The sequence below is a fragment of the Pantoea sp. USHLN256 genome (assembly GCF_037149875.1).
Lineage (GTDB): Bacteria > Pseudomonadota > Gammaproteobacteria > Enterobacterales > Enterobacteriaceae > Pantoea > Pantoea nemavictus.
This window is the reverse complement of record NZ_JBBCQO010000002.1, coordinates 903,599-915,629: the sequence shown is the minus strand read 5'-3', so window position 1 is coordinate 915,629 and position 12,031 is coordinate 903,599. Positions and strand designations below refer to the sequence as shown.

The following is a 12,031-nucleotide window of genomic DNA, read 5'->3' as shown; positions in this document are numbered from 1 at the left end:
ATAATAGATTTACCGACTGTTAAGCGAATATAGCGTGCGTCAGATGACAGCACGGCCACTGAAGGTGACCGCCTTCACATTATTGAAGTAAACACGCTAATTAAACCCGCCACGTCATTCTGCGATAAGTTTATTAGCGCCAGGTGAAGCAATCTGCATGGAAATCCTTAAGGTTAATTTCGTGTTGATTTACAGCCTGAATGAGCGATTTTTTCAGACCTTCAGGACCACAGAACCAAATATCCAAGGCTGCCGAGTGCAGATTATCTTTGATTGCGCTCACGCGTTGTTCCAGAGTTTGTATAGCGTTGGCGGTAAAATAGTGCAGCACCACATCTGTTTGCTGACACAGCGCTGGTAAATAGTCGGGATAACTAATTCCACTCTCGAGTCGGGTGAAATACCACAATTCTACGCCAGAAAGTTTTTCGCCTCTTCTGGCGGCGTCTTTAAGTTTCGCCATAAATGGCGTAATACCAATTCCGCCGGCAACCCACAATTGCTGATGACCTGTCGCCTTGAAGGTGAAATCACCATAAGGCCCCTCCATGTTTACGCGCTGGCCGGGCTGCAGATGGTGAGCCAACTGCCGGGTATAATCGCCGAGTTTTTTTATCGATAAGGTCAGCGATTGCTGTTGCGGATTAATATCAGACAGCGTAAAGGGATGACGCTCGGTTGAGTGTTCAAACTGAACGAAAGCAAATTGCCCGGGTAACATGGCGATATTGGCAGGGTTGCGCAGTTTAACTTCTACAATATCTTGCGGTGCCGCAACGACTTGTAGAATCTCGCCCTGAGCGGAATGACGGCGCCCGGTGCGTTGAAACAGCGAGATTAACGCACAGCCAACCGCAACCAACGTTACCAGCGCCAGCAGGTAAGCCGCCGGTGTTTGCCACCACTCGGTTTTAAAGAGTGAGGTCATTACATGATACGCACAGGCAATATACACCACCGGGAAAGCTTTGTGCAGATAATAGAAAATATGATATGGAATCTTTTTAGTAACGGAAACCAGTGAAAGCGCGATTAAAATATACAAACCATACTCTGCCAGTATCAGTCCAAACTCTAATAAACTCTCCTGCCATGACGTCATGACTATATGGCCCAATTCACCGGGATGAGTAACCACCCCGGCATCAACTAACCAATGCGGCACTTTCTCTGCCAGCCAGTGAATAAGCGCAAACACTACCGATGAAATAGCACACCACTTATGCAGCTTATACGCTTTATCCAGACCGCCGCACCAGCGAGAAAGTAACGGATGGCGAATACTCAGAATAATGGTAAACGACATGCCAAACCAAGCTAATACACCTGCCAGAAACACCGTATTCTGCCGTAAACTCCACAATAACGCATTGGCGTTAATATTGGCATATTCTGCTGAGAGCAGATAAGTCAGGAGCGCGACGATAAAAATAGAGAGATAGAGGTGTTTAATTTTCTTCATTGATTAAGCACCTCGTTATTAACATTTATTCCAATCGGGTATAACAATTCCATTCTGATAGCAATCATATTCATCCCTCATAAAGTTGCCGGATAAATTATCACGCTCAATATCAAGATTTATAAGCAAGCTAAAAGGAGATTAAACATTGTGATAAGAACGTGGAGTCACTTACGGCTGAATTAGCATAATAAGAATGAATTGTGTGAGTGCAGCATTAATGCCTGCATGCAGCGCGATAAATTGCCCGCGACGAATAGTGCGACTTGTGACATCACGTTGTGATTTAATAACACTCCATTTACATGCCAGGGATGCTGACATTGCTATGTTGCAGTTTTCAAATGGTTTTCTGCTGAGTTTATCGTTGTGCCTGGATATTGGTCTCGCCAATATCGCCATGATTACGCTGGCGATGCAGCGCGGCTATTTTCACGGTTTCTGGCTGGGGATTGGCACCTGCATTGGCGACCTGGTCTATGCGCTGCTGGCGCTAGCGGGAATGGCCGTGGTGTTGCAATTTACTGCCGTACGTTGGGTGCTATGGATTGGTGGCGGCGTGCTGTTGCTGTGGTTTGCCGGCAAGATGCTGTATGCCGCACTGCGTAAACAGACAGAATTGCCGGAAGCGGAACAGCAGCCGTACCGATCGCTACTGCGCGAGTTTAGCCGTGGCGTGATGCTGGCGATGTCGTCACCTACTGCAATTCTGTGGTTCGCCAGCGTGGGCGGTGCCTTGATTTCGCGTATGGGACACGGCAGCGCCGCCGCCACCTCATCCTTCCTCGGCGGCTTCTTTATTGCGGGCGTGGTGTGGACCTGCGTACTCTGCCTGGTGGGCAGCATGGGCGGTAAGTTGCTCGGGCAGCGCTTGCTGAAGTACTCCTATCTCGCCTCGGCGTTGATCTTTGTCTATTTTGCGATCTATGTGATTTGGTCGGGTTATCGGGAATTTATTCTGGTTTGATGGGAGGTCGCCATAAATGGCGTAATGCCGATCAGTTAAGCGCTGAGCGACTTTCGTTCGCCATCGGCTGAGGCAGTTTCATCTACGCCGTGCGGCGACCGAGAAGAGGGCGTCTAGGCCACGCCCTCTTCACTCCCCGGCCCTGCGCCAGCCCATCCCGCCGCTACGCGGTGCCTTCGCTCCTTCACGATTCCTGACGGACCGGCGGCGATTCGCTCCTGCTCAGCGCCGCCTCTCGCCGCATCCCTGCGGCTCGCCCTGGAATCACTCACTCGCTCAGCGGGCTGGGATGTCGCCTCAACACCCGCGCTTCAGCATCAATGCGTCTTACTGATTCATCATCGCTAAAACGCCTGTAGGGTCGCCATTGATGGCGACCACAACCAAGATTACAAACCGGCAATGCGCTTCAAATCGGCTTCTGCACCCGGTGCCACGGCCAGTACCTGCGCGCCTTTCAGCAGACGTTCGCCTTCGGTGTTGAACGGGTGATACCAGCCGCCCGCCTCTTTCACCAGGCAATAACCCGCCAGACAATCCCACGCATGCATGTAAGGCTCGTAATAACCGACCACGCGGCCGGCGGCGACCCATGCCAGCATCAATGCGCCCGAGCCGATGCGGATAAAGTTGCCGCCCGCCGCCAGCAGCGAGGCGAGAATTTTGCCCACTTCATCCGGGCTGACGTGGCTGTTGGCACCAAATCCGGTGACGTGGTTTTGCAGCGTGCGCGTCGCGTCCACCTGCAAGCGCTTGCCGTTGAGCGTCGCGCCCTGACCGATCGCTGCCACGTAGCACTCTTGATAATAAGGCGCGAAAATCACGCCAATTACCGGCACGCCGTCATGTAACACCGCCACTGACACGCACCAGTTTGGCATGCCGTTCAGGAACGGACTGGTGCCATCGATGGGATCGACCACCCACGTATAACCTGATGAACCCTGCTGCAGCCCGTACTCTTCGCCGAGGAAACCGTCATCCGCAAACTGCGCGCGAATTTGCTGATCGATCATCTGTTCCACTTCACGGTCAGCGCGCGACACCACATCCTGCAAATCGTATTTGGTTTCCACCACTAAGGTCTCGCGCTGATGGAAATACTCGAGCGCTTTGGCACCGCCGGCGCGCGCGACTTTTTCCGCCAGAATCAGGCGTGATAACAGCGGATCGTTGTCTAATTCACTCATCATCCATCCTTACATTAACGGGCAATCAGGGCCAAACCCTGAGGTTTAAAATCGATGGCGACGTTCGATGCCAGCGGCAGCTGCTGCTCCATCTCCGCATCGACAATGAACAGCGAACCCAATTCGGTAGCCACCTCATATTCGATATGGTCGCCGAGCCACGTGCTGTGCGTCACTTCCCCGCGTAGTGCTCCCGCGCCCTCACCGCGCAGCGTAATGAACTGTGGCCGCACCGACAGCTGTGCTGCACCGGTTTTCAGGCCATTACCGCGCACGCGATAACGCTGGCTGCCTAAGCGCACCAGCGCTTCGCTGCCTTCCAGTTGCTCCACTTCGCACGGCAGAATATTCGCTTCGCCCATAAAATCGGCGATAAACACCGAGTTTGGCGCGTGATACAAGCTTTCCGGCGCGCCCTGCTGGGCAATATCCCCCTCTTTCATGACAATAATCTTATCGGACACCGCCAACGCCTCTTCCTGATCGTGCGTGACATACACAGCGGTGAAACCGAGTCGCTGCTGTAGATCGCGGATATCGGTGCGCACGCGCCGCCGTAAACGTTCATCAAGATTAGAGAGCGGTTCATCCAGCAGCAGCACCTGCGGCTCCAGCACCAGCGCGCGCGCCACCGCAATACGCTGCTGCTGCCCACCGGAGAGCTCCGACGGCAGCCGCTGGCCCTGATGTTCCAACCCCACCAGCTTCAACCCTTCGCGCGCACGGTCCTGCGCTTCTCGTTTATTCATGCCGGACGATTGCAAGCCATACATGATGTTGTCGAGCGCGCTCATATGCGGGAACAGCGCGTAAGACTGAAACACCATCGCCACGTCGCGCTCGTTGGCCGGCAAGTTGGTGACATCTTTGCCACCAATCAAAATGCGCCCGGCGGTGGGATGCTCCAACCCGGCCAGCAAACGCAGCGTGGTGGTTTTACCGCAGCCGGATGGACCCAGCAGCGTGACCAGCGTGCCGGGCTCAACAGTCAATGAGAGATCGGGAATGGCATCAAAACCGGCGAAGCGTTTCGAGACATGTTCAAACACCACAGAACCGGCGGTTACGCGTGTCATACGGCACTCTCCTGAGTTAATGAAGTTGAAGCAGGCGGCACAACGAGATCGACCGGACGGGCTACGCGGCGTAGACGCCGTTCCCCCACCAGCCACTGGAACATGCCGATAATCAGCAGCATCACCACAATCAGCACCGTGGAGTAGGCAATCGCTACGCCGTATTCGCCGTTTTCTACCAGCCCAACGATATAAGACGTGGCCATGTTGTACTGCGCACTGACGAGGAAGATCACCGCACTGATTGAGGTAATGGCACGCACAAAGGCGTACACCAGCGCGGCGCTGATTGCCGGTTTCAACAGTGGCAGCACCACTTTGCGCAGCGTGCGGAAGCTATTGGCGCCCAGCGTTAATGACGCTTCATCGAGGCTTTTATCCAGCTGGCTCATCGCCGCGATGCCGCCGCGTACGCCAACCGGCATATTGCGGAACACAAAGCAGGCTACGAGGATCATCGCCGTGCCGGTGATCTCTAGCGGCGGCAGGTTATACGCCATCACGTAGCTCACGCCGATGACCGTGCCGGGAATGGCGAAGCTGAGCATCAGCAGGAATTCGAAGGTCTGACGACCGGCAAACTTCTGCCGCACGATCAGCCAGGCGGTAAGCAGGCCGACGATTGCCGTTAGCGGCGCAGCAATCAACGCAATCTCCAGCGTGGTCCAGAAGGAGTTCCACGCCACGCCGCTCCACAGCAGATGTCCATTGCTGAAGCTGACGCCAAAGGCACGCACGTAGTGCTCGATAGTAAGCGCATCATTTAAGCCCCACGACTGCACAAAGCCGCCCACCACAATCATGCCGTAGATCACCAGCGTGAACAGGCCCCACGGAATCACCATGCCGTAGACGCCGTAACGCAGCACGCGCGGCAGCTGCACGTGTTTACCGCCGTCGCCTTTACCGGTGACGGTGGCGAAGTTTTTGCCGCCCAGCCACCAGCGTTGCAGCACAAAAGCGGTGAGCGTGAAGCACAGCAGAATCATCGCCAGCACCGCAGCGCGGCTGGGATCGTTTTGCGCGCCCACCACCGAGAAGAAGATTTCGGTGGAGAGCACGCCGTGACTGCCGCCCAGCACCATCGGGTTACCGAAGTCAGCCATGCTTTCAATAAAGCTAATTAAAAACGCGTTGGCTAAACCCGGCGCCATCAACGGCAATGAGACGCGAGTAAAGGTGCGCCAGCGATTGGCACGCAGCGTTTGTGAAGCCTCTTCCAGTGAGGGACTGACGCCTTCCACCACGCCAATCAGCACCAGAAACGCAATGGGCGTAAACGACAGCACCTGCGCGATCCAGATACCGGTTAAGCCATACAGCCAGCGACCTGGTTCGATGCCAAACAGCGCCGCCAGATGTTCAGTGACCACACCGGAACGACCAAACAGCAGAATCAGCGCCAGACCAATCACAAACGGCGGCGTGATGATGGGCAAAATGGTCAGCATGCGCAGCGCCTTTTTGCACGGCAGCGGCGTGCGGGTTGCCGCCAGCGCAAAGGCCAGGCCGAGCAGCGTGGAACCGGCGGCGGTCATCAGCGCCAGCCACAGCGTGCGCCACGCGGTGCCACAGGTGCCGCCCGACAAACAGGAGAGACTCCAGATGGAGGGATCCTGAAGGTTGCTGATCAAGCCATCCGGCTTAAAGCTGCCGTCCACATCCTGTACGGACACCACGAACATGCTCAGCACCGGATAGAGCACAAAGATGCTCACCAGCGCGGTGAGTAGCACCAGCGATGCCACCACAAACGCATCGCCTTTCATCACGCCGCGTTCGGCCAGCGCGAAGGAGAACAGCAGCAGGAAGGTAGTCAGCAACAACAGTGCGCCTGCCCCCATAGCCGGTTGACCGGACGCCAGCGCGCCGAAGCGGTTTTCCAGCCACAGCCAGCTCCAGCCGCTGTAACCGATGGCGTGGCCTTCAACGATCAGGAACAGCACGCCGAGCGCGCTAAACAGCAGCAGCAAACGGCTGCGCACGGCGCTGGGCAAGACACCACAGGTGCCGCATAACACCCACAGCGCGATGGCGACCATCAGCCACGGATGTTCACCCAGTTGCCAAAGTGCAGGCGCGCTGGCGCTGTCGCTCCACAGGCTGGTTAGCCAGCCGCTGCTGAAGAAACCGGCTTCCAGGCTAAACCACGGCAGCAGCAGCAATGCCACTGCGCCGATAGCCAGCGCGCCTGTCAGACGGCGATTATGTGCATTCATGCATTCCCCCAAAGTGTCATTGCGTGCACGTATCCGTAGCGGCGCGATTTATCGCGCGGTTTTAACGGCGCGCAATGAATTGCGCCGCTACGATGTCTGCAAATCATCACTGCGCGCTAGCGCCGATCTCTTTATCCCAACGTCCCAGCAGCGCTTTGCGTTTTGCCGAATCGCCGTAGGTTTTGAAGTCGTAATCGATCAGTTTGATGTTCTCGAAACGCGGCGCGTACTCCGAAATCTCCGCGTTGCGGTTCGACGGCAGCTGGAAGGATTTGGCCTCTTTCATGTGCGATTGCGCTTCGGCACTCAGCGCCCAGTCGTACCAAACTTTGGCATTCGCCAGGTTGCGTGCCCCTTTCACAATCGACATCGAGCCAATTTCATAGCCGGTGCCTTCGCACGGCGCGACGGTCTTGATCGGGAAACCATCCACCTCCATCGCCACCGCATCATGCATAAACACGATGCCGACGGTGGTTTCGCCACGCGCGGCGGATTTCACCGGGGCGGAACCGGATTTGGTGTACTGCGAAATGTTGGCATTGAGCTTCTTCAGGTAATCGAAGGCTTTATCTTCGCCCATGATCTGCACCAGCGTGGCCAGCGTGTTGTAGGCCGTGCCGGAGGAGTTCGGGTTAGCGATCTGGATTTCACCTTTGAAGCTGGGATCCAGCAGATCGGCCCAGCATTTCGGTTCTTTCAGCTTTTTCGATGCCAGCAGCTTGGTGTTGTAACCCCAACCGAGCGCACCGGCGTAGATGCCTACCGTGCGATAGCCGGAGTTTTCCGCCTGCTTCTGCGCCCAATCCTGCTGCTGATCGAGCAACGGCGATTTGTACACCTGCGTCAGCCCCTCTTCCGCCGCCTGCATATGCGGATCGCCGGTACCGGCCCACCAGATATCGGTGCGTGGATTGCGCGCTTCACTGCGTAGACGTGCATAGGCTTCGCCTGCTGAGAGTCGCACCATGCTGACTTTAATATCCGGATGCGCCTTGCTGAAGATGTTGGTCATGTGTTCGCACACCACCACGTCGGCGGAACAGACCATATTCAAGTTGCCCGCTGCCGAGGCGGCAAACGGCAGTGCACTGCAGCAGAGGGATAGCGCGATGGCCATTGAGGTGACTCGCATAGTGTTCTCCTGGATTGTAGGGTTGGTGCTTCATTGGCACCTTTTCTTGCACGTGTGTGCAAAGTAGTAATGAACAAGAATTGTCCTGTCAAACACCACAGTGCGCAAATGTCAGGCGATGTCACAAAAATGCAACAAATGAGATCTCAAGCTGTTTGCACAGCTTTGCAATCTCAGGCAGACTCTGTTCAGCCAGAATGTGAAGAGGTGTGGAGCATGCAGTATGAGAAAGCGGTGGTGAGCGCGCAGGATGTGGCCGATCGTGCCGGCGTTTCGCGCTCAGCGGTATCGCGCGCGTTTACGCCAGGTGCCAGCGTGTCGCCGGCGACGCGTGAACGCGTGATGAAGGCGGCGGAAGAGTTGGGCTATCACGTCAATCATCTGGCGCGCGGGCTGGTGCGTAACCGCAGCAGTATTGTCTGCCTAATCGTCTCGGAAATCGCCACGCCGTATCGCGCCAGTCTGGTGCGCTGGCTGACGCAATTTTTACAAGAAGCGGGCAAAGTGGCGATGCTGATCAACACCGACCGCTCGGATAACAGCGTTTCAGCGGCGCTGCAGCAGGCGATTAATTTCCGCGCCGATGCTTCGATCATCCTCTCTGGCATGCCGGATCGCACCATCACGCGCCAGTGCTACAAACATGGCCAGCGCATCATTCTTATCAACCGTGACGAAGCGTTACCCGGCTCGCTCAGCATCAATCTTGATGCGGAGAGTGCCGCACAAACCGCGGTGATGGCGTTTCAGCGCGCTGGTTGTCAGCACCTGGCGTTCGCCAACTCGCTGGCGGGCACGCCGAGCCTGAAAAAACGTGAAGCCACCTTTGTCACGGCGGCGGAACGCGCTGGTTTAAGCGTGACGGTGGAGCGCTTTGGCACCACCTCCTACGAGAGCGGGCAAATTCTGGCGCACCGCTTACTGACGCGTCATCAACGTCCAGATGGCGTGTTCTGCGTGACGGATTTGGTGGCCTGCGGATTTATGGATGAAGCGCGGCACCGCTTTGCGCTGCGCGTGCCGCAAGACCTCTGTTTGATCGGCTATGACAACATCGCCCAGGCTGGCTGGTCATCTTATAATCTCACCACCTTTGCCCAGCCGGTAGAGCAGTTCGCCCAGGACGCGGTGAAATGGTTGATACAAACCGAGCAGGACGACACCGGCTTCACGCCACAAGGTGAACAGCAGCACGACAGCCTGCTGTATCAGGCCGATGTGGTGTGGCGCGGTTCGGTACGCGGCGGCTGACAAACACATTTTACTACGCCGCGCAGCCAACGATGTGCGGCGTCATTTTCCAGCCTGGGATGCCACAGTTGTGACACCGTCATTTCAGGCGTCGGGAACGGCAGTTCAAACATCGCTAACCTGTTGCTGTTTTTGATCAATGGATGATGAAGAAACAGTGAACGCGGCACCAGCGCGACAAGATCCGATTCCTGCGCCAGCGCCACCGCCGTTGAAAATGCGGGCACCACCGTCGCCACCTTGCGCGTTAAGCCGGCCTGCAGCAGCGCATCATGAATCGGCCCGCCCAGCTCACCCCGGCGTGACGCCACAATATGTCCAAAGGCCGCAAACTGCGCGATATCCAGCTGTTGCGTGAGCGCATGTCCGGCACGCACCACGCCAACAAAGCCATCGCGAAACAGCGCCTGCAAGCGAATCTCCGGACCCATATTGCCCAGCACACCAATCTCCAGATCGATATTGCCTTCACGCAAGTCGCGCGCGCTTTTTTCCGGCTTTGGCACAAAACTGAGCCACGCCTGCGGCGCTTGTTCGGCCACGGCGGCGATTAGCGCGCCGCCGAAGGCTTCGACAAACCCTTCATTGGTGCGCAGGGTGAAACAACGATGTAACTGGCGCAAATCCAGCGACTGCGCCGTCGGGCTTAACACTGCCCGCGCTTCACCTACCGTGTGATGGGTGCGCTCACGAATGGCTTCGGCATAAGGCGTCAGCACCATCTGACGCCCGGCACGCACTAATAGCGCATCGCCAGTAGTGGCGCGTAAGCGCCCAAGCGTGCGGCTCATCGCCGATTCGCTCAGGCCCAGACGACGCGCTGCGCCAATCACGCTGCCTTCAATCAACAGCGCATCCAGGGCAATTAACAGGTTTAAATCGGCATTATTCATGCGCGCTATCCTCGCTGATTCATGGCCAGGTGACAAGGCGTTTGCTGCAGGTTATCAATGCAGATGCTGCGTATTCCGCCTGCCCTCACCCGACGCTACACTCTTTGCATCGCATCTACACAAAGGAGAGCTCGATGAGCGAAGCAACACGCGTATTACTGATTGGCGCTTCACGCGGACTGGGTTTGGCGCTGGCGGAAACCCTGCTCCAGCGCGGGTATCAGGTGGTCGCCACCGGACGTGAAAACTCAACTGCAAACCTGCAACACCTGGCGCAGCGCTTCCCGCAGCTGATGACGGTGGAAAGCGTGGACATCAATCAATCTGAACAGGTGCAAGCGCTGCACACGCGGCTGGCGGATCGGCAGTTCGATATGCTGTTCGTCAACGCCGGGGTAAAAAATGACGACCGCGAAACCATCGCTGATGTGTCAACCGAGGAGTTCATCCGCGTCATGGTGACTAACGCGCTGAGTCCACTGCGCGTGATTGAGACCTTTAAAGATCGCGTCAGCGCCACTGGCACCATCGCGGTAATGTCATCCGGCCAGGGCAGTTTGACCAACAACACTAACGGCAATTACGAAGTGTATCGCGGCAGTAAAGCGGCGCTGAATATGTTGATGCGCAGCTTCGCCGCGCGGAGCGCCGACGATCGTACGCTGTTGCTGATGGCGCCGGGTTGGGTACGCACCGACATGGGCGGACCGGAAGCGCGTTTAACTATTGAAGAGAGCATCCCGAATTTGCTGAACACCATGGAAAGCTACGCCGGACGGCGCGGGATTCATTATTTAGATTATTTAGGGCGCGTGGTGCCGTGGTGAGTTCGCTGGTCGCCATGAATGGCGACCTTACAACATGGCGGTAGGGGCGCCATTTATGGCCACCTCAAAATCTGCTTACTCTTTATCAACGTACGTAACGTGTCCCGCAGCCAGCAATTGGCGGCATCTTCGCTGCGCGCGTTGTGCCACAGCAGCGAAACCTCATAATCCGGCATGCTAACCGGCACCGGCGCAGCGTTCAGGTCAAACAGCTCACGCCAGGACTCCACCAATCCTTGCGGCACCGTGGCAAACAGCGGCAGGCGTTTTAACAGCAGCGGTAACGAGGAAAAATTCGGTGTGACATAGCGCACGCGTCGCGTTAAACCCTGCTGCAACTGGCGATCCAGCGCGCTTTCGCTCACGCCACGATACGACACCAGCGCATGCTGGTAGCGAACAAACTGCTCTAGCGTCAGCGGTGCATTTAAGGAAATTTGCTGGCGATCCCACAGGGTGCTGAAACCGGCACGCAGGATCTTCTCTCGCGTGAGATCGCGGCTGGTTTCATTACCTACCGCGATCGCCACATCGGCCTGCTGCTGCTCCATTAACGGCACCGCCTGCCACGGATCGGCGGCTATCACTTTCACCTCAATATTCGGCGCTACGCGCGCCAGCTCAGCCAGCAGATCCGGCATCAGCCAATGCTCCAGCCAATCGCTCATGCCGATACGAAAACTGTGGCTATCCTGCGCGGCATTAAACGGCTGCTGGGTGAAGATCACGCGATGCAGATCCTGCATCAACGGCGCAAACTGCTGCACCAGTTGCTCAGCACGCGGCGTCGGCGTCATGCCATTTGAAGCGCGCACAAACAGCGGATCGTCAAACATTTCACGCAGTCGTTTCAACGCCGCGCTGACCGCTGGCTGTCCCAGATAGAGCCGATGTGCCGCCTGCGTGACGCTGCGCACTTCAAACATCACCAGCAATACCACCAGCAAATTCAGGTCGATGCGGCTGAAATCATTTTCATTGATGTTTCGCATGATTTTAATCGATTTAAAT

The 12,031-nt window shown here is 56.4% G+C and carries 10 protein-coding genes; 3 read left to right on the top strand and 7 right to left on the bottom strand.

The features are described from left to right. Window positions 1-133: 133 nt before the first annotated feature. Entirely contained in the window at window positions 134-1,462 is a 1,329-nt protein-coding gene (locus tag WFL93_RS09085) for a ferredoxin reductase family protein (RefSeq protein ID WP_336777935.1), read from the bottom strand. Window positions 1,463-1,790: 328 nt separating this feature from the next. Between WFL93_RS09085 and WFL93_RS09080 the strand changes: the two genes are divergently transcribed. Beyond that, entirely contained in the window at window positions 1,791-2,429 is a 639-nt protein-coding gene (locus tag WFL93_RS09080) for a LysE family translocator (protein ID WP_009128369.1), read from the top strand. 389 nt (window positions 2,430-2,818) lie between these two features. On the opposite strand, the gene WFL93_RS09075 is transcribed toward WFL93_RS09080, so the two are convergent. The 4 genes from WFL93_RS09075 to WFL93_RS09060 form a co-directional block, all read right to left on the bottom strand. Continuing rightward, the gene (locus WFL93_RS09075; RefSeq protein ID WP_049852849.1) at window positions 2,819-3,619 is read right to left on the bottom strand and encodes an inositol monophosphatase family protein; all 801 of its coding nucleotides are present in this window, start codon (window positions 3,617-3,619) and stop codon (window positions 2,819-2,821) included. A gap of 14 nt (window positions 3,620-3,633) precedes the next feature. After that, window positions 3,634-4,695 carry an ABC transporter ATP-binding protein gene (locus WFL93_RS09070; protein WP_009128366.1) on the bottom strand — a complete coding sequence of 354 codons (1,062 nt, stop codon included), beginning with the start codon at window positions 4,693-4,695 and terminating at the stop codon, window positions 3,634-3,636. Beyond that, window positions 4,692-6,914 (bottom strand): ABC transporter permease, encoded by a 2,223-nt coding sequence (locus WFL93_RS09065; RefSeq protein WP_336777934.1) that lies wholly within the window; start codon window positions 6,912-6,914, stop codon window positions 4,692-4,694. The genes WFL93_RS09070 and WFL93_RS09065 overlap by 4 nt, the downstream gene beginning before the upstream one ends. 106 nt (window positions 6,915-7,020) lie before the next feature. After that, window positions 7,021-8,049: an ABC transporter substrate-binding protein gene (locus WFL93_RS09060; protein WP_049852846.1), complete on the bottom strand. Its 1,029-nt coding sequence runs from the start codon at window positions 8,047-8,049 to the stop codon at window positions 7,021-7,023. A 216-nt stretch (window positions 8,050-8,265) separates the two neighbouring features. Here WFL93_RS09060 and WFL93_RS09055 point away from each other — a divergent pair, with 216 nt between their 5' ends. Continuing rightward, the gene (locus WFL93_RS09055; RefSeq protein ID WP_009128361.1) at window positions 8,266-9,300 is read left to right on the top strand and encodes a LacI family DNA-binding transcriptional regulator; all 1,035 of its coding nucleotides are present in this window, start codon (window positions 8,266-8,268) and stop codon (window positions 9,298-9,300) included. On the opposite strand, the gene WFL93_RS09050 is transcribed toward WFL93_RS09055, so the two are convergent. Continuing rightward, the gene (locus tag WFL93_RS09050) at window positions 9,258-10,193 is read right to left on the bottom strand and encodes a LysR family transcriptional regulator (RefSeq protein ID WP_336777933.1); all 936 of its coding nucleotides are present in this window, start codon (window positions 10,191-10,193) and stop codon (window positions 9,258-9,260) included. The genes WFL93_RS09055 and WFL93_RS09050 overlap by 43 nt on opposite strands. Window positions 10,194-10,327: 134 nt before the next feature. Between WFL93_RS09050 and WFL93_RS09045 the strand changes: the two genes are divergently transcribed. Then, window positions 10,328-11,020 carry an SDR family NAD(P)-dependent oxidoreductase gene (locus WFL93_RS09045; protein ID WP_336777932.1) on the top strand — a complete coding sequence of 231 codons (693 nt, stop codon included), beginning with the start codon at window positions 10,328-10,330 and terminating at the stop codon, window positions 11,018-11,020. Window positions 11,021-11,073: 53 nt separating this feature from the next. Here WFL93_RS09045 and WFL93_RS09040 read toward each other — a convergent pair whose 3' ends face one another. Next, a complete protein-coding gene (locus WFL93_RS09040) occupies window positions 11,074-12,012 on the bottom strand; it encodes a LysR family transcriptional regulator (RefSeq protein WP_336777931.1) in 939 nt (312 codons plus the stop codon). Window positions 12,013-12,031: the final 19 nt, after the last annotated feature.